The sequence below is a fragment of the Pontibacillus salipaludis genome, from assembly GCF_014642405.1.
Lineage (GTDB): Bacteria > Bacillota > Bacilli > Bacillales > BH030062 > Pontibacillus > Pontibacillus salipaludis.
Genome location: NZ_BMIN01000014.1, coordinates 15978 through 40220 on the forward strand (window position 1 = coordinate 15978; position 24243 = coordinate 40220).

Consider the following 24243-nt stretch of genomic DNA (forward strand, 5'->3'; position numbering starts at 1 on the left):
TCTCTGAAAGATTAAGAGAAGGGATCGCTTCAGGTTTCTTTTTTTGGGGTAGATTTGGGACGATTAGTGTATTAATTTATTTAGAATTCAGTGAATGCGATTCCAATATTCAGTGTAATAAAATTGTTAAAAAACGTTATATAATAACTGATGCACACCTATTGACCGCCTTGTAAGTGTGGGTGTAGAATGTTTTCAGGATTTTTCAATTGGCCCTACAGCTTAGCGAATAATTACATCAAAGAAAGGGGGAAATCGTCATGACTTATAGAGTAACGGTTTACCTTCTTGGAATGTTTGTGAATTTCTTTGGTGTAGCATTAATAATTAATGCCACACTTGGAGCGGGATTTTGGACGTCCTTTTTTATAGGTATGTCCGACCTGTTTGGTCTTACGGTAGGTACTTGGTATGCCATCTTTCAATTTCTTATCATTTTCGTCAATGGATGGTTAATCAAGCAAGCACCTGAATTTAGAGCAGTGATTCCTGTGATCTTGGAAGGTTTTATTTTGGATTTTTGGCTAGAGGTTGTCTTTGGACATTTAGACTTCTCAACAGCTCCGTTTTTATTACAAGTCGTTATGCTTATATCAGGTGTCCTTATTACGGGTCTTGGTGTAGCGATCTATATTATCCCTGAGTTCCCAAGAGCACCCGTGGATCAGCTGTTCTTAACTGTAAGCCGCCGCTTTAATCTAAGCTTGCGCATGGGGCAAACGGTCGTAGCTGTTATTATGGCTACAAGTGCATTTTTAATTGGAGGTCCCGTAGGTCTTGGGACATTAGCTGGTATTCTATTCTTAGGCCCAGCCATACAGTTCTGGTATATGAAAACTTATCCAATGTATTATCGATTCCATCCGAATTATCAAGATGAGGTTGAACTCATCTCCTAATAAGCACGAGGTTCATTCCTTCTATTAATAGAAGGAATGCCTCGTGCTTTTTTATATTTATCGATTGTTTCATGCGATAGTAGTAGCAGAGTTCATTCTTTTACATAAACCCCTTATATGGAAGACTTGAAGCTGAGGTGATGCTTCCGTTTGCTTCGGTTGAGCTTAAGGTGGTTCGGGAAATCACTCGCTTTCCGCGGCGAGCTGGGGAGCCTCCTCAATCGCTACGCGCTTTCCGGGGTCTCCCCTAGGCTCCGACTGCCGCAGGAGTCTCGCAATTTCCCGAACCACCTTTACCATATATAGAAGTAACGGAAGCATGCTAGATAACGAGGGAGGGTTGTTAAATTCCTGCCATTCTCGAGCTGCGGGGCCGTTCGTATGATACATGGCAAGGGGGGTCTGGGGAACGGGGAGACTCCTGCGGGAGAAAGAGGTCGACGAGACCCCACAGAGAGCGCAAGCGAACGAGGAGGCTCGACAGCTCGCCCGCGGAAAGCGAGTCGTTCCCCAGACACCCCTTAGCACTCATTAAACGTAACGGCCCTAAACAAAATAAAGTGTAGTGCGGGTGGGGGAGAATATGCCTCTTCCTAAATTGTTAGAAAATTTGGTATAATGGAGTCGATCAATTTGTTGAGAGGGGATGTCAGGATGAAACGTGAAGATTTAATTGCTCCAGAGCAGTACAATGTCGTAAGTGAAGTTGAGAAGTTTGCGAATGATCCGAATCATACAGCTCTTCACTGGGAAGATGATTCTGGTAATGCCCGTGAGATCACGTATCGGAAGCTGATTAAACGTGCAAGTAAAATTGGTAACGCTTTCTTAAGGCGAGGACTTAAGAAAGGCGATAAAGTATTAGTCATGGTTCCTCGGTTAATCGAAGCGTATGAAGTTTATCTTGGCGCACTGAAAGCTGGTCTTGTTGTAATCCCCAGTTCAGAAATGCTTCGTGCGAAGGATCTTCAATATCGAATCAAGCATGGAGAAGTTAAGGCTGTAGTCAGTTATTACCCTTATGTGGACCAATTTGCTGACGTGGATGCAATTGATCAAGTTACTAAATTTGTTGTGGGTCACGAATCAGAAGGATGGCTTTATTTAGATTATTTAATGGACCAAGAAAATGATCATCTTGAGGTCGCTCCTACTTCAAAGGATGACATGGCTTTTCTATCCTACACATCTGGCACAACAGGGAACCCTAAAGGGGTGGTACATACCCATGGGTGGGGATTTGCTCACCTACGAACAGCTGCTTATAAATGGCTTGCCATTGAAGAAGGAGATAAAGTATGGGCTACAGCCGGACCAGGCTGGCAAAAGTGGATATGGAGTCCTTTCTTATCTGTGCTTGGTACTGGAGCCACCGGTTTTGTCTACCAAGGTAAATTTGACCCTGAACGCTACCTGACCCTGCTTGATACCCACAAGATAAATGTACTGTGCTGTACTCCGACTGAATACCGATTGATGGCGAAACAGGATGGGTTAGACCGTTTTGATTTGTCACATTTACACAGTGCTGTATCAGCAGGTGAGCCATTAAATAGGGAAGTTATCGATATCTTCCGGAACCACTTTAATGTAACGGTGAGGGATGGATACGGACAAACAGAAAATACGTTGTTAGTTGGCATATTAAAAGGCATGGAAGTAAAACCAGGGTCAATGGGAAAACCGACCCCTGGTAATGAGGTTGCGATTATTGATGAAGAAGGACGACCATTAGGAGCGGGAGAGATCGGTGATATTGCCGTTCATTTGAATACACCGGCTTTATTTAAAGAATATTATAAGGACCCAGAGCGTACGAAGATGTCTTATAGAGGGGATTACTATTTAACTGGGGATCAAGCTAGTATGGATGAAGATGGGTACTTCTGGTTTGAGGGGCGGAGTGATGACATTATCATCAGTTCAGGATATACAATTGGACCTTTTGAGGTGGAGGATGCTCTCGTGAAACATCCATCCGTTCAAGAGTGTGCCGTCGTTGCTAGTCCGGATGAAATCAGGGGAAACATTGTTAAAGCGTTTGTTGTGTTGAAGCAGAACGTTCATGTTGATCAGGAAGAGCTTACGCTAGAACTGCAACAGCATGTCAAAGATCATACAGCCCCTTATAAATATCCTAGAAAAATTGAGTATCTTGATGAGTTGCCGAAGACGACATCAGGAAAGATTCGTCGGGTTGAACTTCGGAATCAAGAGAAACAATCAGAACGTGCATAATAAAATGAATTCAGGTCATTTATAAACATAGTAAAAAGCTGGTGTACAAGCCTTCAACGGCTTGAACACCAGCTTTTTTTATTTCATAAGGTCATATTCTTCTTTTAAGAGACTGTAGACAACATGATCTACATAACGATCGTATAACCACTCACATTGTCTAATTGTTCCTTCTTTTGTGAAGCCTAGACGCTCAGGAATGGCTTGGCTTTTTTTATTCCTCTTTGCACAACGTATTTCAACTCTATTAAATTCACGTGTTTCAAAAAGGTACTGCAAATAGGTCGATACCGCTTTGGTGATGATTCCTTTACCCTGGAACTTCTCACCTAGCCAATATCCAATACTCGTCTGCTTGTTTCGATGATCCAATTGATGGACGCCGATCACACCAGCTAGCTCTCCTTTATAATAAATGCCAGTTTCAAACCCCTTGTTATCAGCGAATTTTTCCATGGTTCCTTCAATAAAACGTTTTGTATCTGCTGGCTTTTCTGTGTCATCGATCCAAGATAACCACTTTCTTAAATGGATTCGATTCGAATGAACCAATTGAAATAGTCGGTCTACATCTGTTATATCTAGTAATTTTAAATGGAGTTCTTTGTTAATTTGATAGATAAACATGAATGAATCCTCCTTATTGAAGGCTATACAATATTTATATTTTATCAAAAGATTGCGAGTTACGATACGGAAAGGCAGTGAGCGGATAGTTGAAAGGTTTCATCTATTTGGGTGGGTGGAATAGATTAACATTACATAGATCATATAAGGGGGGAGGAGCATCGACGCGGAGGTTTTAGTTAATGGGGGAGGCGTGGGGGGCCTTGCATTAGCAGTGAAATTAGCGAGTCGAGGTGTGAATGTGGCGGTTGTTGAGCAATTAAGTGCTGAGTCCCCTCAATATAAAGGGGAACTATTGCAGCCTAAAACACTAGCCATTTTAGAAGATCTTGGCGTAATCGATGAGGTCGTGGCTAATGGCCATTCTTTCTCCACTCTTGAATTTATTGAGCTAGAAAGACGATCTTCTAAGCAACCCAAAAAAGTCGGAGAATCGTTTATGGATTACGGATTATTAGCAAGTCCATACAATTACGCGCTTATGATCCCCCATGAAACGTTAAAATCGATTTTATTAAATAAGGCGAAACTCTATTCAGAAAGGTTTCGGTATATTCAACCCGCTCGTTTTACTGGGTTTAAAGATGGTAAAGCTATAATCCGCCATACGAAGGATAAAACGATTGAACCAATTTTAGCCAGGTTTTACATAGGGGCTGAAGGACGGAATTCCCCCACGCGAAATGCAATGGGGCTTAAGGCGAATAATCGAACGTACAATCATCATTTCCTTACCGTTACAATCCCTAGGCCTGCTAACTTCAAAACGGGGAAAATTGTTACCACAAATCATCGATTTCTTGGTCTGTTTCCATTACCTGATAATAAGATTAGAACTGTTTTTCTAATTAAAGCAGGTGCTTATAAAAGTATGAAACAGGAGGGGATCGAATACTTTCATAAAGCGTATGCAGAACTTTGCCCTGAACTTGGTGAACATGTCACATCCCTTCATGATTGGAAAGATATACAGCTCATGATCCCGACCATGTTTCATGTTAACCGGTATGTGGTTGAGAATTTGGCCTTGATTGGAGATGCGGCTCATGCTGTACACCCTATGGCAGGGGAAGGGATGAACTTAGCTATACAAGATGCAGATGTGTTAGGTGAACTAATTGCGTGGATGAAGAAAAAAGGTACGTATGATAATCAATTATTAAAGTGGTATGAGCAAGTTCGAATGCCCAGAGCGAAATTTCTTTTAGGTCTCAGTCATCTGTCGGCATTGGCGTATTCTTTTCCCTACCCGTGGTGGAGGAGAATCCGGATGAAGAGTATTGAGCAAATGGAAAGGGATCCATCCTTGCATGTAAAGCAAATGCTGAACATCTCTGGACTTGGGAGATGGGACAACACGTTGATGGACCGTCTCATTCAAGTTGGTGCTTTTCCTAAACGAAAACGAAGCATCTCAGAATCAAAACAGCTTAAATACTTTTTTGAACGTACAGAAGATTATCCATGGGAGAAAGAGGAGTGATGGGAAATGAATATAATCCAAACCGCCTTAAAAGCAAGGAACTGGATGAAGCGGAATGAATCATTCTTACCTACCTGGCATGCCTACGTAGGATATGAATTAGACTTATTTAAGACTTTCAAGAACCCTAAAACAGTAGATGAAGTTGTAACAGAAACAGGACTCAGCAAAGAGCTTTTGCAGTGTTGGGTGGATGTAGGGGTATCCATTAAGCATTTAAGAAAACGTACAGGTGGACGGTATCGAACGTCTAAACATCACTGCGGGGAGTTTCTTGAAGATGAATCTAACAGTGTAGGAGCTCTTTTAAAAGAAATGATGGAACTGCATATTCCTACATTACTTGCTTATCCAAAGTACATGAAATCAAATGAGCGCGCGGTATTCAATCATGAGAAGTTCGGAGATGTAGTGGCGGAAACGTCTACGCTTCTAGAGCACTTCGCAATACGTCGGATTAAGAAGATGATGAAAGAACATAAGGTAGAAACTGTGATTGACTTAGGTTGTGGGCATGGAGGTTACTTAAGGAAGCTTGCGAAAGATTTCCCTGAAGTACAAATGCTTGGGGTAGATGTGAATGAACGGGTAGTCGAATCAGCGAGAAAGGCCTCAGCAGGATATGACAATATAGATTATATTGTTGCAGATGCTAGTGACTGGCGCCCTGAAGAAGGTGAAAAAGCTGATTTAATTCTATTGCATAATGTGTTTCACTATTTAGACCCTATGGCGCGCACAGAACTTTTGAGTAATTTAACGACCTGGTTATCTGAAGACGGTCGCATCTCAGTGATTACACCAGTAAACGAAACTGCGCAGGGTCAGGCATTCTCTAGTGCCTTTAATAGTTTCTTTACGGCCCACTCCAACTTATATGCTCTTCCTTCATCTGAAGATATTGAAGAGTTAGCGGAAGCTTCTGGCCTAACGTTATCAGCTTACAACTCGATCATTAAAGAAGGTGGATGGTATGCCTTTTGGTTGATGCCACAAACCGTGTCTGATCCTGAGTTAGAGAGAGAGCCAGAGTCTCGACCTTTAATAGCATCCGGGAAAGTCTGATCTACCATTGTAGGTCAGACTTTTTTTATCTCTGTTAATAGTAAATGTTGATTGCTTTCACATAAGCCGCCATATGAGGAAGACTCGAGCTGAGAGAATATTTCCGTAAATTTTAGTTGAGCGTAAGGTAGGCCTGGAAACCACTCGCTTTCCTGTGGGGAGCTGGTGAGCCTCCTCACCCGGCAAAGCCGGGCTCCGGGGTCTCACCTAGGCTCTTCTACCCACGTGAGTCTCGCAGTTTCCAGGCCCACCTTTCCGTATTGGGAAATACGGAAACAAGCCAAATGTAGATTCAATGAGGCGACAGCAACATTCAAGCAGCGGGGCCGTCCTATCACTTTTGATAAGGGGTGTCTAGAGAACGACTCGCTTTCCGCTGCCCAAATCTCAAGGGGGGAGTGAGAGTTGCGAGGTATCTGCATATGGTATGCTTCCGTTACACCCATATATGGCAGAGGTGATTCGGGAGATTGCGAGACTCCTGCGGCAGTAGGAGCCTAGGGGAGACCTCGGAGGGAGCGAATGCGACTGAGGAGGCTCCCCAGATCGCCGCGGAAAGCGAGTGATTTCCCGAACCACCTCACGTTCTAACAACGCAAACGGAAACATTCTCTCAGTTACGAGTATTCAACAATCCTGCCCTACTATTGAAGAAACGTGTAAAAATATGAAGATTAAAGTGGAGAATTGAGGGAGGGGAGACAGTCTCTTAATCATTCACGCCAATAAGAAGAGGCTCTCATTTAGTGAGAGCCTCTTCTTATATGTACCGCTTATTTATGGTTAGCTCCAAAACTGCAAGAAAAGAAGATCGTCTCCGAATACAGGGTCTGTTGATGGGAGAGGGACCTCTTTAATGTTGTGTAAGACTTCAGGGCGCTCGTTCGGATTGCCATTCCGCATATCTTTGTACTGGCCCTCTGGATAAGCACCGACAACAAGAAACTCTTTCGAACCATAAAGCTGTTTGTGACCTACACCCGCTGGGATAATGATAACATCACCAGGTGATACTTCTAATTTGCGTCCACTTTGACCGCCGAATTGAACTGTGGCTTCACCGCTTAGAACCCCTAGCACCTCATGGGCGGTGCTGTGATAATGGTGGTGGGGGAAGATCGAACCAATCCAAGTACTGTGCCAACCTTTTTGTAAAAAGATCTCATCCATGTGGTCGATATATTCGTTTAGTACTCCTGGATAAACCAATAGTGGAAGCGGACTATTTGGGATCTCTCCGTCGTCTTCAAATGAGTAGGTTTGAATCTGATTAGCAAATGCATGCATAAGACTTTCCTCCTATAACCAATTCCTTAGGAAAATACCCTCCTATAGTTATAATTAAACCATAAAATATGAAGAAAAAGGAAATAGTTAGTAAAAAAAGACTCAAGCACATGTTTGCGCTTGAGTCTTTCAGGCTTATAAGAATCATTTTTCTTGGTGTAAGGATGCTTCTTCAAGTGCATGGTAAAGCGTGCTTTTGATAGGAACCTTAGAGAAGTTGATTCCAAGTTGAATCGCCACTTGTGCCACTTTTGGATTCATTCCGCAAAGGACAGACTTTACTCCTAGAAGGTCTAGAGATTGAATAAGTTGATACAAGTGGTGGGCTACAAGGGTGTCGATGTTCTGAACGCCTGACATATCAAGGTAAAGCGTCTCATAAGGATGTTGGTTGCATTGTTCTAACGTATGCTCTTGAATATGTTTTGTACGCTCAGGATCCAAGTCCCCAATAAGAGGAATGATCGCTTCTTTATCTGTTATAGGTATTACGGGTGCACTTAATTCATTGATGAGCTGTTGTTGAGTGTGGATTTGACGAATGCTTGTTTCGTAATAATGTTTAGAGAACTGATAAATCACATAGTCTTGAGCGTCGTTAAACGTTTGACCGATATTCATCGCCTGTTCGATTCCGATATTATACTCATAGGCAAACGTCTTAAGGTGTTGCCAAATCGCTTTACGGAAATTTGAGAACTGTCCTAGTACTTCATTAATAGGAACCTGTTCTCCAACTCGTTTCTCCGAGATTTGCTCTGCCCAATCTTTTAGTTCGAGATTAGGGTCCGTTTTTTCAGAAATGAACACATTCGACAGGGATTCGATTAATTGATTATTCTCCTCCCTTAGTTGGTCTGTGCTAGCAGTGCTCTTTGTTGAAGAGTAGTAGGAAGTTAAATCATTTTCACGCATGTTTAGCCATGTTTCTGTAATATCTGACACGTTATTGTTTATGTATTCATAAAGTTTATGATTAATGTTCATTTTTTACACCTCCGGCTTAATTGTGCTCCCCCCATCATATCGGAGATGAAAGTTTAATGAAATTAATAACTGGTAAATCTCCTATATTTCTTTGTTTGGATTATTGAGAAAATAAAAACATCTTGATTTCCAAGTATTTAATGTTGCTGAAAGCATTTTCAACTTGATACATTATAGAAGGTCAAACGCCATTGACCACCTTTTACCCATAAAAAAGTCGCCAAACGCCCCCCTTTCGTTATTTTCGATTACGTCAGGTTTAAACAATATCCTTTGGCTTAATGAACTCCGTGTCCCACAAATGTTTAACCGGATTAGATAGAAAGGTTTGGCGGCTTTTTCCCTTTATGCAATTGGAGGATCTTTTACCCCGTGTGCATTGTAAAAAGACTCCTAAATTGTAAAAACCACTCCCATAAGAGAAAGCTAGCACCTTGGAAACGAGCTGCTAGCTTTCTTTTTTTGTATATAATGTTGAGCGTATGTTTCCGTTAGCTTCGGTTAAGAGTAAGGAGGGCCTGGAAACCACTCGCTTTCCTGTGGGGAGCTGGTGAGCCTCCTCGCCCGGCAAGCCGGTCTCCGGGGTCTCACCTAGGCTCTTCTGCCCACGGGAGTCTCGCAGTTTCCAGGCCCTCCTTTTTCACGTTAGAAGTAACGGAAACATGCCATGTATAATCAACAGGAATTTGGGTAGTCCTCACCATAATTAAGCAGCTGGCCCCTTTGCTAAATAGAGCAAGGTGAGTCTAGGGGGCTTTTTGATTCCTGTGCCCTTCAACTGAAGCGTTGAGGGATAACCTAGACACCATGCTTCTTTATTTGGCGTGTTTCCGTTCCTTCTACATCAGGCAAAGGCGGTTCGGGAAATTGCGAGACTCCTGCGGCAGTAGGAGCCTAGGGGAGACCCCACAGAGAGCGTAGCGATCGAGGAGGCTCCCCAGCTCGCCGCGGAAAGCGAGTGATTTCCCGGACCGCCTTCCGCTCAGTCAAAGCAAACGGAAACATCTCTCCGCTTCACGTCTTACGTTTTAGCCAGGCATATGTTACAATCAAGTAGACAAAAAATTGAATGAAAATCTGCATGGTTGATGCGGGAGAGGTTCTAGCTACACCCTCTATAAAAAACTAAGGATCGAACTATACCTTCGCCTTAGGTATGGTTTTTTTATTTAGTTCGAATTGAAGTACGGGTGTGTAGAATTCTCTTTTTATAGTGAAAGGAGAATTTTTTTTATGGATAATAAGAAAGCCCTTGTTGTGTTTAGTGGGGGACAGGATAGTACGACTTGTCTTTTCTGGGCAATGAAGCATTTTGATGAAGTTGAGGCAGTGACGTTTGATTACAATCAGCGTCATGATGAAGAAATTGAAGTAGCAAAGGAGATAGCTGAGGATTTAGGTGTAAAACATACAATTCTTGATATGTCGTTATTGAGTCAGTTGGCACCTAACGCTCTTACTAGAGATGATATAGAGGTGAAAGATGGGGAAGATGGCGACCTTCCATCTACATTTGTACCGGGTCGAAATCTTTTATTCTTATCCTTTGCATCTATTATGGGTAAACAAATTGGCGCGCAGCATATAGTGACAGGAGTTTGTGAGACAGACTTTAGTGGCTATCCAGATTGCCGTGATGTATTTATTAAATCTCTTAACGTAACTCTTAATCTTTCAATGGACGATCAGTTCGTTGTTCATACACCGTTAATGTGGTTAGACAAAGCGCAAACTTGGGAGCTTGCGGATGATCTTAATGCTCTTACGTACGTGAAGGAACGTACATTGACATGTTATCACGGTGTTCGTGGCTCAGGCTGTGGCGAATGCCCTTCCTGTAAATTGAGACAAAACGGTTTAGACACTTATATAAATAAAAAAGAAGGAGCGAACGCATAATGGCTATGGATCAATATGGATTTCGCATCGTAGAAGACTTACAGAAAATTGATCAGGATATTAAGCGTAGTGACCTTCAGTATCATAAGAAGCGTGTCATGGTCAGTAAAGAATTTACGTTTGATGCTGCTCACCATCTGCACTGTTATGAAGGGAAATGTAAAAACTTGCACGGACATACGTATCGTGTGGTGTTTGGCATTAGTGGTTACACGGATGATATCGGTATCGTAATGGACTTTGGTGACATTAAGCAAATTTGGAAAGAACAAATCGAGGTCCACTTAGATCACCGATACATCAATGAAACACTTCCTTTAATGAATACGACTGCTGAAAACATGGTCGTATGGATTTATGAGAAGATGGCGGGCGCATTACCGCAAAATGATCAGTCCCTTCGTGTTGAATTTGTAAAGCTTTATGAAACACCAACAAGCTTTGCAGAGGCAAGAAGGGAGTGGATGGAGCTTGAGTAAACTACCTGTTTTAGAAATATTCGGGCCGACCATTCAAGGAGAAGGGATGGTTGTTGGGCGAAAGACGATGTTTGTTCGAACAGCTGGCTGCGATTACAGCTGTGCCTGGTGCGATTCCGCCTTTACATGGGACGGAAGTGCGAAAGAGGACATTCGTCTACTGACAGCAGGCGAAATTTATGATGAGCTAAAAGAAGTTGGTGGAGGATCCTTTGATCACGTTACGATTTCTGGTGGCAATCCTGGGTTGTTAAAACATATGGGCCAGCTTGTCGATCTCCTGCACGAAAACGGTTGTGAAGTTGCTCTTGAAACACAAGGGAGTAAGTGGCAGGACTGGTTTACAAGCATTGATGACCTTACGATTTCACCGAAGCCACCAAGCTCGATGATGAAAACAGACTGGCAAAAGCTTGATGAAATCATTGAACAACTTGACTCTCTAACCACCAGCTTAAAAGTCGTTGTCTTTGATGAAGAAGACTTGGAATATGCTAAAGGAGTTCATAAACGCTATCCTGGTATTCCGTTCTTCGTACAAGTTGGAAACGATGATACGGAAGAGGCGGATGATACGAAGTTGATGCATCGTTTATTAGGGAAGTATGAATGGCTTATTGATCAGGTAATGGCCTCGACAGAATTAAACCGCGTCCGCGTCTTGCCTCAGGTGCATGCGTTGCTGTGGGGTAACCGACGAGGTGTATAAGGTGAAGCAGTACTCTTTTGGAGGGTACTGCTTTTTTTGTTGGATATCTCAGCTAGGAGGGTCCGTTACGTTTATGAGTGCTTGGGCTTGCTCGGGGACAACTCGCTTTCCTGCGGCCTCACACGACGTGGGGTCGTTCGACGTTGTCACAGGACGTGACGGTTTTAGTCGAACTTCCCCTTCTTTTTAGAGCCTCCTCGTTCGCTTTCGCTCTCTGTGGGGTCTTCCCTAGCTTAAAAGTGCAGGCGTGTTGCCTAGAACCGTACGGACAAGACAGCTTTTTGGAAAAGGCGTTAAGCCTTTGTAAAAAAGATGACTTGTCTCGCTAGGTTCTCCACGCCGGAACTAGATAGGCTCCTTTTCCCGCGGGAGTCTCGCAGTCCCCGAGCAAGCCCTAGCTTTTAAGGAGGGGAACGGCCCGCAGTTCGCATCAGGAGATCTGATGTCACCCTATATGGCATGTTTTCGTTCATTCTTATATGGCATAGGTGGGCCTGGAAACTGCGAGACTCCCGTGGGTAGAAGAGCCTCGGTGAGACCCCGGAAGCCGGCGTGCCGGCTGAGGAGGCTCACCAGCTCCCCACAGGAAAGGGAGTAGTTTCCAGGGCCACCTTAGACTAAACTAACGTGAACGGAAACATTCTCTCAGCTTCAAGTTTCCAACAAACTTATCTTCTATAGTATTGTTTAATACAGTTTACATAAAAAAAGGTGCTCCTTGGTGAAGGAGCACCTTTTCTTCTATATAAATAGGGGGTTAACTTACTTGAGAGTCTTCTTGTTCTTGTTCTTTTTGAAGACGTTTCTTGCGCTTTAAGCGTCGTTTGATTTGTTTAGAATCTAGATTAATTGTTTTTGGTTGGTAGTCATCTGAAGCAACGATATCTTCGTTCGAGGCTTTCATAAATGACCAGGCTAGCATGACCATTATGAATAATAATGGTGTTCCTCCGACGATACTAGCTGTTTGTAATGTACCTAAGCCACCTAAAATCATTAGGGTAAGTGGTAGTAGGCAAAGGGCGAAGGCCCAGAATAGGCGATTCCAACGTAATGGTTCTTCCTCAACGTAATTCTGTACAACTGATGCCAGTATGTAAGAACTAGAGTCAAATGTTGTTGCAAGGAAGATAATCGCTAGGACAGTAAAGGTTGTAATCATAATTGGAGCCATCGGCAATTGTGCGATTACACTAATTATTGCAGCTGGTGCTCCTTGTGTATTTAAGACGTTAATAATATCAAATTGTCCTGTAAGTTGCATGTACATACCGTAGTTTCCGATTACTCCGAAGAAAAGAACGCTTCCGAGTGTACCGTAAAGCATTGTTCCAAGAACCATCTGCTTAATTGTACGACCACGGGAAATTCTTGCGATAAAGAGTCCAACGAATGGTGCGTATACAAGCCACCATGCCCAGTAGAATACTGTCCATGATTCTGGGAAACTTGTTTCAGCAATCGAATTAAGGCCAGCAAATGACTCAGTCCATGTGGCCATGCGGAAGAAATTATCCGCTAGTAAACCAAGACTATTAAATGTTGTTTCAGAGATGAATTTCGTTGGTCCGAAAATAAATACGAAGGCAAGTAAGAAAAGGGATAACCATAAGTTTACATCACTTAGAACTTTAATTCCCTTTTTCAACCCTGAATAAGCACTAATGGCAAAAATAACAGTACAAACAATTAGTATACCCGTTTTAAGTCCGAGTGTAACTTCAATGCCAGTTAAGCTTGAAATTCCTTCGGCGATCATAGGAGTTCCAAGCGCTAGTGTCGTACCAGCACCGCCCATTAGACCGAACATAAATAGAACATCGATGATCGTACCTAGAGGGCCGTCCGCTCGTTTACCGATGACAGGTCGACAAGCTTCACTAATTTTTAATACAGGCTTTTTACGAACATAATAGAAATAAGCAATTGGTAGTGCAGGTAATGTGTAGATAGCCCAAGCAATTGGTCCCCAGTGGAAGATTCCATATACGCTTGCCCATTGGATCGCTTCTTTCGTGCCACCTTCAACAGCGAATGGAGGAGCTTGGTAATAATAAGCCCATTCGATTGTACCCCAGTATAAAATACTAGAACCAATTCCGGCGCAGAATAACATAGCTGCCCAGGAGAACGTTTTGAATTCTGGTTTTTCACCTTTGTCTCCTAATTTAACTTGACCGTTTTTACTAAATGCGACATAGAGAAGGAATAAGAAAATGCCGAGGCCAACAATCATGAAGACAACACCAAAGTTTGTGGTTATGATATCTTGAAGTTTGTCTACAATAACTTGACCTTTTTGAGGAAATAAAATGAGTGGAATTGTTACTGATAAAAGTAGGAATAATGCCCCTGCAAATGTGGGCCAATCCATAATTTTTTTATTCATCTAATCGTCCTTTCTTTAAAGTACATAGTTAATCATAATAGATTACCAACTTTTTGTACAGAACAAATTGTACAATCTATTTGAATTAATTGAAAAGAACGAGATGATCAAACTGGACAAACTTACTGATAGTGCTGGGATGAAGGGATATTGAAATTTTGTCAAAAAAAATAAAAAACCTCGATTTACTTCGAGGTTTTTAGGGAACGTTGCATAGTTATTAAAAATAATTAACGAGTTTAAGAGTTTCCTTGATCTCTACTCGGGTTCAGTCCAGTCTATACGTTGCTAAACGGGCGCTTACGCTTTTGTTAGATCCATGTTGAGACTTCTTCTACAGAGCGGCGGGGTGTTTTGGCTGGGGTCCATGCTTCTTTACCGATCGATATCAGCATTACAGGTTCAAATCGTTCTGAGATATCGAACGTTTCTTTTAGTTGATTAGCAGAAAAGCCACCCATTGCTAACGTATCATAGTCACGGGCCTCGGCTGCGAGCATAATTTGCATGCTGACAAGTCCGGCATTAATAAGAGCTGTATCATGGGCGGCTTGTTTATTTTCATAAATTCGATTAATTGTACCTGCGATATTTTCTTTCATCTCTGTGGTAATAACTTCGTTCTCTACTAGAGGGTTGAAGGCATCGTCAATATTTGCATTAGCTTCTTTATCTGCAAGTACAGCAATTGTTGCAGCAGCGTCTGTTACTTTTTCTTGTCCAAATGCAATCGGAAGAAGCTGTTGTTTCGCTTCATTGCTGTGGAAGACGAGAAAGTGCCAGTGTTGTAAGTTAAAAGAAGATGGGGCAGTTGTCGCATCTTTAAGGATGGCTTCTAGTTCTTCTTTAGAAATCGTGCTGTCTTTAGCGAATTCTTTCGTACCGTTACGTTTTTGCATTGTTTCAATCATTGTTGTATCCATTAGGAAGAACCTCCTATGTCATTTGGTTTAGCTTGGTTTCGAGATATTCGAATGGATTTATTCCTATTTCGATTAGATATTGTAACGAAATGAAATGCTTATTCGCAATGGTTTTACTCGTACATTTACATCCATTGTAGAAAAACGCTTCTTGTAGTGGATAATGTAGGAATAACGAAGCGGCTATTGTTACAAAAACGGTCCGGATTTGTTATGCTAAATGGAAGTCAAAGTATTCAAAACACTTTAAAGGAGGGCTTATATGCCTACAACACAGCAGTTAGAAAAATACGCAGAGTTAGCTATACATAAAGGAGTCAACTTACAGAAAGATCAAATTCTTATGTTGAATGCTCCTGTTGATGGTGCTGAGTTTGCGCGAATTGTAGCTAGAAAAGCCTATGAAGCTGGTGCTAAAGATGTTCATATTAACTGGGCCGATGATGTTATGCAACGCCTTTATTTCGAGCATGCTTCACAAGATGTATTAGAAACAGTACCTCAGTGGAAAGTAGATCAATATGACTATTTTGCTGAAAATGGTGCTGCAGTATTATCCATTCGTTCAACCGACCCTGATAATTTAAATGGGATTGATTCTTCTCGAATAGCTGCCGCTAGTAAAGCGAGTGGAGAAGCGATGAAGAACTTTAGGAAGTATACGATGAACGATAAGATTACGTGGTCTATCGTAGCGATTCCGAACCCGGAATGGGCTAAAAAGGTCTTTCCTAATGTATCCGAAGAAGAAGCGGTATCAAAGCTTTGGGAACAGATCTTTACGATTACACGAGTAGACCAAGAAGATCCATTAAAAGCATGGGATGAGCATAACGAAGCGTTAGGGAAGGCTCGCGATTACCTTAATAAGAAGCAATTTAAGAAATTGATCTATAAATCTCCAGGTACAGATCTTGAAGTGGAACTACCGGATAGTCATGTTTGGAAAGGTGGGGCATCTAAATCAGAGCAAGGTACCTCCTTTAATGCAAATATGCCTACTGAAGAAGTCTTTACATTACCTCATAAATACGGCGTAAATGGTACTGTATCTAGTACAAAACCTCTTAGTTATGGAGGAAACTTGATCGAGAATTTCTCATTAACATTTAAAGAAGGTAAAGTCGTGGATTTCGAAGCAGAAACAGGGTATGAAACATTAGAGCAACTGGTAAACATGGATGAAGGGGCACGTCGTTTAGGAGAGCTTGCCATTGTTCCTCATCAGTCCCCAATTTCTCAAAGTGGTGTGATCTTCTATAACACACTTTATGATGAAAACGCGTCTTGTCACCTCGCTTTAGGAAAAGCTTATCCTAGCAGCATCGAAGGTGGAGCGAAGATGGATGATGATCAACTTGATGAAAATGGTGTGAACAACAGTATTGTCCACGTCGACTTTATGATGGGATCAGGAGAACTGGATATCGATGGTATTACGCCATCTGGTGAGACGGAACCTGTTTTCCGTAATGGCAACTGGGCATTTGATTTTTCATAAAAACCTGTAAGGAGAGCTCTATTTGAGCTCTCTTTTTTGTGTTCTTATTTCTTTATCACTGTAAAGAACCAAAGGGTGCCAGTCCCCCTTTACTCTGGTAAAGGGGGACTGGCACCCTTCAGTGCTGTTCATGGTTAAAGAGGTGGGTTGTTTGGTATAATGGTGTACAAACAAACGTTCTGTTCGGGGGTAAGGTATATGGAGACTGATGGAATTTTTAATGGTTTGAATGAACAGCAAGAAATGGCGGTTACTTCGACTGAAGGAGCGGTTCGGGTTATTGCTGGAGCTGGTTCTGGTAAAACGCGTACCCTAACGAACCGCTATGCATATTTAGTAAGTGAATTAGGGCTTGAGCCTTCTAATCTTCTATGTGTCACTTTTACGAACAAAGCAGCTCAGGAGATGAGGAGAAGGGTTAAGAAACTTGTTGGTGGAGAAAGAGATACGGGATACATTAATACTTATCATGGTTTTTGTGTGCGAATCTTACGCGAAGACATCCATCATCTTTTCTATCCGAAGCAATTTCTCATTTTAGACACAGAAGATCAAAAGTCAATCTTAAGAGAAATCTATGACGAGTTTGGGTTAAAGGTGAATGACCACAAGTTTGCCCGAATCTTAAAGAAAATTGGTGAACTAAAAGCGGACACAGGTTATGTGTATGATCTTATTTCGAGAGAGAAAACCATCGATCCTGAGCAAGTAGAAGAGGTAGATCGAAAAATTATAGTAGCCTATCTAAAAAAGCAAAGACGAGTGTATGGGCTTGATTTTGATGATCTTCTTAACTTTACATTAGTGCTCTTTGGAGAATATAAAGACGTATTGGAGAAATGGCAGGAAAGACTATATTACATTCAAGTTGATGAGTTTCAAGACAGCAGTCCAAAACAATTTGAGCTCATACGGATCCTTAGTAAAGGTCATGGAAATGTGTTTGTTGTGGGGGATCCGGACCAAACGATTTATGAATGGAGAGGCGCTGATCCAAAATTTATGGTGAATTTTGATCAGTGGTTTCCTGGTTGCAAAACGGTCCTGTTAAATGAGAATTACCGCTCCACTCCTCAAATCTTAGATATCGGAAATGCACTTATAAAGCAAAATAAATTACGAGTAGATAAAGATATGTTCACGCATAACCCTAAGGGCGTTAATGTTATTCACTACCACGCTAAGACAGAGGAAGAGGAAGCCAAATGGATTGTTTCACGTATTCAAACCTTGCAAAAAGAGCGTGGAGCCTCGTTAAATGAGGTGGCGGTTCTATACCGTGCGAATTACTTATCGCGCTTTGTGGAACAAGCACTCATTCATGAGAACCTGGAGTATAGTATCTTTGGAGGGTTTAAGTTCTTTGAACGAAAAGAAATTAAGGATGCGCTTGCTCACTTAAAGCTTTTGGCTTTTGAAGATGATTTATCATTTATGAGAATTATAAATACACCTAGAAGGCAAATGGGGAAGAAGCGGATTACCTTTTTAAGAGAGCGGTCTGAAGAAGAAGGCAAATCCCTCTACCAAACGTTAGTTGATCATATAGATCATCCTATTTTCAACCGTACGAAAGCGAAAGAATTTATTGAAGTAATAGAATCCATGAAGATTAAGCGTACTGAACTCTCTGTTGCAGACTTACTTCAAGACTTATTGCAAGGAACGGGTTATGAAGCCTTTATTCGCGAGGATGGAGATCATGAGAGGTTAGATAACCTGATGGAACTGAAGCACTCGGTTGTACAGTACGAAGAAGCAATGGGAGAAGAAATTTCGCTTGAATATTATTTACAAATGCTCACGCTTTATACGGAAAATGATAGAGAGGACCAACGTGAAGCGGTGAAGCTAATGACGATCCACACCTCAAAAGGATTAGAATATCCATATGTTTTTTTAGTCGGATTTAATGAAAGAGTTTTACCTAATGAGCGATCACTGAGGGAAAGAAAAGAGTATGCCCTTGAAGAAGAACGTCGTCTTGCTTATGTAGCTATGACGAGGGCAGAACGTGAACTATATCTGACAGAATCTGAAGGAACAAGTGGACGAGGAGAGAAGAAGTATCCTTCTCGCTTCCTATTTGAACTTGAAGAATCATTATACGACAGACTCGGTATAATCGAACCTGAGTTTGAACAAGAGGCGAAGGAAATCATTCGGATGAACAATCAATTGGAGGCTACACCAACATCTGACGCTTCTTTTAAGAGGGGCGATCGAGTGATTCATCCTGTTTTCGGAACAGGGACAATTGAAGAGGTTGATGATCGTAAAAGGATGTATAAGATCTATTTTGAAGAGATGGAAGTGACTCGGCCTATTAGTTGGAACTTTAAGCGTTTAGAAAAGTCGAATGTATAAGAAACGAGGCTGCCATGTGACAGCCTCGTTTTTATATACCATTTTGTTTTCGGTAGTTGCTTGGTGATAGACCTTCGTACCTCTTAAATATCCTTGAAAAATGAGAGGCGCTCTTGTATCCGAATGTTTCAGCTACAGTCAGGATCGAGTCATTCTGTCTTAATAATGCTTTCTTAACTTCTTTCATTTTTTGTCTATGAATGTATTGTTGAAGTGTGAGACCTATTTCTCTTTTAAAGAGTTTAGAAAGGTGCTCTGATCGCACGCCTAACTCCTTCGAGATTCTTTCAATGGTAATTGGTTTATGGAGGTTAGATTGTATGCTCTCAAGGCAGGCTTGCATGAGTGGTGAATGATCCTTTTGCTCTTGTTGTTGGATTTTAGATAGATAGTCATGAAGCATCACTTTCTCCATATGCATAAGGTCTTCAATTTTCTCTTTTTGCTCAATTTCATGTATATAATAGTAAGAAGTTGATAAGGACTCGGTTTCGTCTACCCCTGCGCTAATGGCTGTTCGAGCTACTAATGTAACTGTGGAAATTAATCTATTCTTATAAGATCGAACCATATTGTCCTTTCCATACGTCGGGATAGGGTAGTACTTGGTGTGACTAAGTTCATCAACTGCAGAGGGGTCTCCTTGATGTAACTTATCCAAGAACTTTTGCTCGAGTTGAAAGGCTTGTGATAAGAACTGAGTATCTTCTTGAGAAGGCTCATTCTTCTTAGGTATGAACGTGAATTGATCAAACGTTTGATCAATGATAGGTGTCTCCCAGTCATTCGCAAGTAATGCTAGTAAAATTTGTCCGTAATAAAGAACTTGTTGCGAGTGGACGACAGGGAGTTGAGCATAGTAAGTCAGAACCTTCCTCGATACATAAATGGATTCCCCTTGCCTTTGAAAAGCTTCTTGAATGTCTTGGTTGTTTAATTCATTGTATAGAAAAGGACCTATACAAATATAACCAGCAGGAAGCGAGGGAAAAGGTTCGGTGTTTATGGCTAAAAAGTGGCGATGAAAAGGGTCTGTTACGTGGTGAACTCGTCCTCTTTGTTTCATTTTATGTTGAATCAGTTCTCTTTCTTCTTTCTCTAGACGCTGTAGAGGGCATGCAATTTCACCCATAGAAGTCTTATTCTGTGTACCGTACTCAAAAAAATAGATAGGTGCTCTAGTCGAATAATAAAAGGTGAACAGAGCGCGCAGAGAGTAATCGGTTTTGATCTCCATACTATAATCTCCTTTTAGTCTATTCGATTACATATAATAGCATTAAAACAAAAAGATGTATAATATATATGTGTTTTGTGTGTGGAAAACACTTAGTAGGGATGAGGGGTTCGTTGCATGTATTCGAAGTTGTAAAGAGAGAGGTGGCTAGTTATTAAAAACCCCCTGTAATCAAGAATTACAGGGGGCCTTACAAGTTAGATGGGTTGCTTTCTTACGCGCTATAGATTAAATAAGGGATAAATAGAACGAACAGAACGTACATCATCGGATGCATGTCCTTGTGTTGTTTGGATGCGATCATGGTTATTGGGTATAGAATAAACCCAAGAGCAATTCCTGTTGCTACACTACTTGTTAAAGGCATCATGAGAATGGTAATGAAGGACGGGATTGCAATTTCGATTCGGGTCCAATCAATCGCTTTTGCCTCGGATGCCATCATTGCGCCAACTATAATAAGAGCTGGGGCAGTAAGGGTAATTGGGACAATAGATAGAACTGGCTCAAAGAAAATCGCAATTGCGAAACATAGGCTCATAATGACAGCTGTGAAACCAGTACGTCCTCCTGCTCCAATTCCTGCAGAGGATTCTACCATTGAAGCAGTAGTTGAAGTTCCTAGTGCAGCACCTACCATTGACGCTGTACTATCTGAAAGTAAAGCACGTCCTGCGTTTGGTACTTTATTGTCTTTCATTAATCCAGCCTGAGAAGCAATGGCGATTAGTGTGCCTGCAGTGTCAAAGAAGGCTACAAATAAGAACGTAAAGATAACAGGTAAGACAGTAGGGGAGACCGCATTAGCTAAATTTTCAGGTTGCAGCGCTACACCAAGAGTTGGTTCTAAACTTGGTATGCCACCTACAATGGCGTCTGGTTTTGCGATCATTCCTGTTAGCAAACCAACGACCGTTGTAATGATAATTCCATAAAAGATGGCGCCTTTCCATCCGTAAGCCAGCATAATAATCGTAATAATAAATCCAAATACAGCTAAAAGCGTGCTCGCGTCAGTTAAGTCTCCAAATGCTACAATCGTGTCCGGATTACTCACAATCAAACTCGAGTTTTTTAAACCAATAAAAGCAATGAAAAAGCCAATACCAGCTGAAACAGCGTGCTTTAAATTTTGAGGAATAGCATTAATTATCTTTTCCCGGATTTTTAATAAACTTAGAATTGTAAACAAAATCGCTGCGATAAATACACCAGTTATGGCTGTTTCCCACGGAATTCCCATTGTATTTACAACGGCAAATGTGAAAAATGAGTTTAAGCCCATACTTGGTGCGATCCCGATTGGGTAATTGGCGATTAAACCTATCATAAGTGTACCAAATATAATCGTTAAAGCCGTAGCGGTAAAGACAGCGCCTTTATCCATTCCTGCTTGACTTAAGATTGCTGGATTAACGATCAGGATGTAAGCCAGAGCCAGAAACGTTGTCATACCAGCTATAGTTTCTTGCTTGAAGTTTGTCTCGCGTTCTTTAAATTGAAAGAACTCTTGTATGCGGTTCATAGTTGATCCTCCCTTTATGCATTAAAAAAGCCTCGGTTAGGTATCTACCGAAGCTTGAGATCTACAAAGGGATCGCGTATCACTATCCAAAAGTGGAGTTATTGATAAACGAAATCCCTTGTAGCCTAGCTATTTACGGTAGCTTAGTAGATACGTTCGAGCCCTATTCTCGAACTTATACAAGGAAATGAAGTGAAGTGTAGTGTATAGTATTAATTCATTGATGACGATATCGTCACTTAAGCAACTTTAGCAGTATAGGGTAGTAGCGTCAATACTATTATCATTTTCGAAAAATTAAGTGTTTAGTGGTGTTATTTTTTGTAATTTGTTTGGTCGGAAATGGGGCAGGATTGTTGAAGACACGGAGCTGAGATATTTGAGGCGGATAGGTCCGTTGCTGTAGAAGTGCTCGGGCTTGCTCGGGGACAACTCGCTTTCCTGCGGGGAGCTGGGAAGCCTCCTCGTTCGCTATCGCTCTCTGTGGGGTCTCCCCTAGGCTCCTTATCCCGCGGGAGTCTCGCAGTCCCCGAGCAAGCCCAGCCAATAGGTGGTGAACGGACCTCATATAATTCTTGTGCTTAAGCCCACATTCCCATATATGGAGCGTTTCCGTTACTCTCCATTCAGCAAAGGCGGGGATGGAAATTGGCGAGCCTCCTGTGGGTAAAAGAGGTAGACGAGACCCCGCAGTGTGGTTTTCCATGAGGAGGCTCTAAAAAGAAAGAGAAAGTTTGACTAACACCGTCACGTCAATAGCTAACGCCGAACGCCCCCATGTCGTGTGAGGCCGTCTGCGGAAAGCGAGTGATTTCTAGGCCCACCTTACGCTTCGTTAAGGCTAACGGAAACGACTCCTATCTCCTGCATAACAATCATCTCGACTTCAAGTCCTCCGTATAAGTGAGCTTATGTGGATAAGTTAAAAAGGTCAGCAACAAACATTAACAAGGCCAATAGTTAAATAAAAAAAGCACTGCGATATTATTGGGGATCGCAGTGCTGCTGAGTACTTCTATTCAATCTGAGCATGAAGCGTTTCGGCTTGGAGTAGTTTTTGTAATTCTGATTTGTTCTTTTTGGACACAAGGATATACAAAACGTCACCTTCTTGAATGACGGTTTGTCCGTATGGTGTAACAATGTCTCCGCCGCGTATAATGGCGTTAATGAGTGTTCCCTCTGGGAATTCAATGGATTCAAGGTTCTGTCCATTGATAGACGTTGCGGGCGTAACTTCATACTCTACAAGTTCTACGTTCGCCTTACCGATGGAGATGAGTTCAAGAGAGTGAACCGGATTGTTACGTGCTTCACCTGCAAGGTTTAGTTTCTTAGCTAGCGGTGTAATGGTAGACCCTTGGAGAAGGGTTGAAGTGAGCACAATAAAGAATACTACATTAAAGATTAACTGGCTGTCGTCCAGGTCTGCCATTAGTGGGAAAGTTGCTAAGACGATTGGTACTGCTCCCCTAAGTCCCGCCCAAGACAAGAAGAATTTCTCTTTAACAGTGAAAGGAAACGTCCCTAGAGATATAAAGACCGCAATTGGACGAGCTATGAAAATGAGAATTACGGATAGAAGCAAACCTTTTCCTATTACATCTGTTGTGAATAATTCAGATGGGAAAACAAGCAGCCCTAGAATGACAAACATGGTAATTTGCATCATCCAAGTAAACCCTTCATTAAAACGTAAAATAGAGTGGCGGTAGGTTAATTCTGAATTTCCGATGACTAGCGCTGCAGCGTATACAGCTAGTAAACCGCTTGCTTGAACCAATGAACTTACGCTGTATGTAAGTAAGGCAAAGGAAAGAGCAAATAGGGGATAGAGCCCTCCAGAGTCTAAATTAATCTTATTGATTGCCATACTTCCAAGCTTACCGATGACGACACCAACAATTAATCCAATTCCCATTTGCCAGAAGAAAGAGCCGGCAATAATGAGATAATTGGCTTCTGGTTGTTTGATTAACTCAATAAATGAAACGGTTAGGAACACGGCCATAGGATCGTTTGAGCCGGACTCAGCTTCAAGTGTGGCCTCAATTTTACCTTTCACATTTTTTCCTCTTAATACTGCGAAGACAGCAGCGGCATCTGTGGAGCCTACAATGGAACCAAACAGGAGGGCTTCTAGCCATGAGATGTCAAAAATGAACTTAGAAGCTATGCCGACAAGTGCAGCTGTAATGAGTACCCCTACGGTAGCCAAAATTAAGGCAGGTGTAGCAACCTTTTTTATAGTCCCCCATTTTGTTTCTAGTCCACCTTCGAACAAGATCACAATGAGAGCAAATGTCCCTACAGTCTGGGCAAGGCCGGCATTATCAAAGTATATAAAGCCAAGTCCATCACTACCGACAAGCATGCCAACGCCAATAAATAAGACAAGAGACGGTACACCTAGTCGGGTGGAGAATTTTGTAACTAAAACACTTGTGATTAATAAGATCGCTATTAGAAGTATCGTTTGATTAGATTGAAATAGTTCTTCGATTCTGAATCCCGTCCTTTATAACTAACACTTTAAATGAAAATCAAGCTTGAGTATTTCTAGCTTGCCCCATTTATTTCTTTATTTAATTATATAAAAAACGAAATTCAAACTCCAATCAAAGCTTT

The 24243-nt window shown here is 41.7% G+C and carries 17 protein-coding genes and 2 riboswitches; of the genes, 9 read left to right on the plus strand and 8 right to left on the minus strand.

What is annotated here, in order from left to right:
• The first annotated feature begins 260 nt into the window (after positions 1 to 260).
• Together IEW76_RS14460 and mbcS are read left to right on the plus strand one after the other, a co-directional pair.
• The gene (locus IEW76_RS14460; protein WP_188655036.1) at positions 261 to 899 is read left to right on the plus strand and encodes a YczE/YyaS/YitT family protein; all 639 of its coding nucleotides are present in this window, start codon (positions 261 to 263) and stop codon (positions 897 to 899) included.
• Between the two features lie 654 nt (positions 900 to 1553).
• Positions 1554 to 3137, plus strand: coding sequence for an acyl-CoA synthetase MbcS (mbcS, locus tag IEW76_RS14465; RefSeq protein ID WP_188655038.1), 1584 nt, complete (start codon positions 1554 to 1556; stop codon positions 3135 to 3137).
• A gap of 78 nt (positions 3138 to 3215) precedes the next feature.
• On the opposite strand, the gene IEW76_RS14470 is transcribed toward mbcS, so the two are convergent.
• A complete protein-coding gene (locus IEW76_RS14470; RefSeq protein WP_188655041.1) occupies positions 3216 to 3764 on the minus strand; it encodes a GNAT family N-acetyltransferase in 549 nt (182 codons plus the stop codon).
• A 160-nt stretch (positions 3765 to 3924) separates the two neighbouring features.
• Between IEW76_RS14470 and IEW76_RS14475 the strand changes: the two genes are divergently transcribed.
• Both IEW76_RS14475 and IEW76_RS14480 read left to right on the plus strand, forming a co-directional pair.
• On the plus strand, positions 3925 to 5247 hold the full coding sequence (locus IEW76_RS14475) for an FAD-dependent oxidoreductase (RefSeq protein ID WP_188655185.1): 1323 nt from the start codon (positions 3925 to 3927) through the stop codon (positions 5245 to 5247).
• Positions 5248 to 5253: 6 nt separating this feature from the next.
• A complete protein-coding gene (locus IEW76_RS14480) occupies positions 5254 to 6312 on the plus strand; it encodes a class I SAM-dependent methyltransferase (RefSeq protein WP_188655043.1) in 1059 nt (352 codons plus the stop codon).
• Positions 6313 to 7095: 783 nt separating this feature from the next.
• On the opposite strand, the gene IEW76_RS14485 is transcribed toward IEW76_RS14480, so the two are convergent.
• Both IEW76_RS14485 and IEW76_RS14490 read right to left on the minus strand, forming a co-directional pair.
• Entirely contained in the window at positions 7096 to 7599 is a 504-nt protein-coding gene (locus IEW76_RS14485) for a cupin domain-containing protein (protein WP_188655046.1), read from the minus strand.
• Positions 7600 to 7743: 144 nt separating this feature from the next.
• Positions 7744 to 8586, minus strand: a complete 843-nt coding sequence (locus IEW76_RS14490) for an STAS domain-containing protein (protein ID WP_188655048.1) — start codon at positions 8584 to 8586, stop codon at positions 7744 to 7746.
• A 1090-nt stretch (positions 8587 to 9676) separates the two neighbouring features.
• Positions 9677 to 9721: riboswitch (PreQ1 riboswitch) on the plus strand.
• Positions 9722 to 9819: 98 nt separating this feature from the next.
• Between IEW76_RS14490 and queC the strand changes: the two genes are divergently transcribed.
• The 3 genes from queC to queE are packed head-to-tail and all read left to right on the plus strand — an operon-like array spanning position 9820 to position 11673.
• Entirely contained in the window at positions 9820 to 10485 is a 666-nt protein-coding gene (gene queC / locus IEW76_RS14495) for a 7-cyano-7-deazaguanine synthase QueC (RefSeq protein ID WP_188655050.1), read from the plus strand.
• Positions 10485 to 10964, plus strand: coding sequence for a 6-carboxytetrahydropterin synthase QueD (queD, locus tag IEW76_RS14500; RefSeq protein ID WP_229721252.1), 480 nt, complete (start codon positions 10485 to 10487; stop codon positions 10962 to 10964). Before queC ends, queD begins: the two co-directional genes overlap by 1 nt.
• Positions 10957 to 11673: a 7-carboxy-7-deazaguanine synthase QueE gene (gene queE / locus IEW76_RS14505; protein ID WP_188655052.1), complete on the plus strand. Its 717-nt coding sequence runs from the start codon at positions 10957 to 10959 to the stop codon at positions 11671 to 11673. The genes queD and queE overlap by 8 nt, the downstream gene beginning before the upstream one ends.
• A gap of 757 nt (positions 11674 to 12430) precedes the next feature.
• Here queE and IEW76_RS14510 read toward each other — a convergent pair.
• Both IEW76_RS14510 and IEW76_RS14515 read right to left on the minus strand, forming a co-directional pair.
• Positions 12431 to 14062 carry a BCCT family transporter gene (locus IEW76_RS14510; protein WP_188655054.1) on the minus strand — a complete coding sequence of 544 codons (1632 nt, stop codon included), beginning with the start codon at positions 14060 to 14062 and terminating at the stop codon, positions 12431 to 12433.
• Positions 14063 to 14373: 311 nt separating this feature from the next.
• Complete coding sequence (locus tag IEW76_RS14515) at positions 14374 to 14985, minus strand: nitroreductase family protein (RefSeq protein WP_188655056.1); 612 nt, start codon at positions 14983 to 14985, stop codon at positions 14374 to 14376.
• A gap of 262 nt (positions 14986 to 15247) precedes the next feature.
• Here IEW76_RS14515 and IEW76_RS14520 point away from each other — a divergent pair, with 262 nt between their 5' ends.
• Together IEW76_RS14520 and IEW76_RS14525 are read left to right on the plus strand one after the other, a co-directional pair.
• The gene (locus IEW76_RS14520) at positions 15248 to 16486 is read left to right on the plus strand and encodes an aminopeptidase (RefSeq protein ID WP_188655058.1); all 1239 of its coding nucleotides are present in this window, start codon (positions 15248 to 15250) and stop codon (positions 16484 to 16486) included.
• 198 nt (positions 16487 to 16684) lie between these two features.
• On the plus strand, positions 16685 to 18853 hold the full coding sequence (locus IEW76_RS14525) for an ATP-dependent helicase (protein WP_188655060.1): 2169 nt from the start codon (positions 16685 to 16687) through the stop codon (positions 18851 to 18853).
• Positions 18854 to 18884: 31 nt separating this feature from the next.
• Here IEW76_RS14525 and IEW76_RS14530 read toward each other — a convergent pair whose 3' ends face one another.
• The 3 genes from IEW76_RS14530 to IEW76_RS14540 all read right to left on the minus strand — a co-directional run bounded on the left by IEW76_RS14530 (position 18885) and on the right by IEW76_RS14540 (position 24118).
• Positions 18885 to 20090 (minus strand): helix-turn-helix domain-containing protein, encoded by a 1206-nt coding sequence (locus IEW76_RS14530; RefSeq protein WP_188655062.1) that lies wholly within the window; start codon positions 20088 to 20090, stop codon positions 18885 to 18887.
• Positions 20091 to 20304: 214 nt separating this feature from the next.
• Positions 20305 to 21606, minus strand: coding sequence for an NCS2 family permease (locus IEW76_RS14535; RefSeq protein WP_188655189.1), 1302 nt, complete (start codon positions 21604 to 21606; stop codon positions 20305 to 20307).
• A gap of 110 nt (positions 21607 to 21716) precedes the next feature.
• Positions 21717 to 21818: riboswitch (purine riboswitch) on the minus strand.
• An 812-nt stretch (positions 21819 to 22630) separates the two neighbouring features.
• Complete coding sequence (locus IEW76_RS14540) at positions 22631 to 24118, minus strand: potassium/proton antiporter (RefSeq protein ID WP_188655191.1); 1488 nt, start codon at positions 24116 to 24118, stop codon at positions 22631 to 22633.
• Between the last annotated feature and the right edge of the window lie 125 nt (positions 24119 to 24243).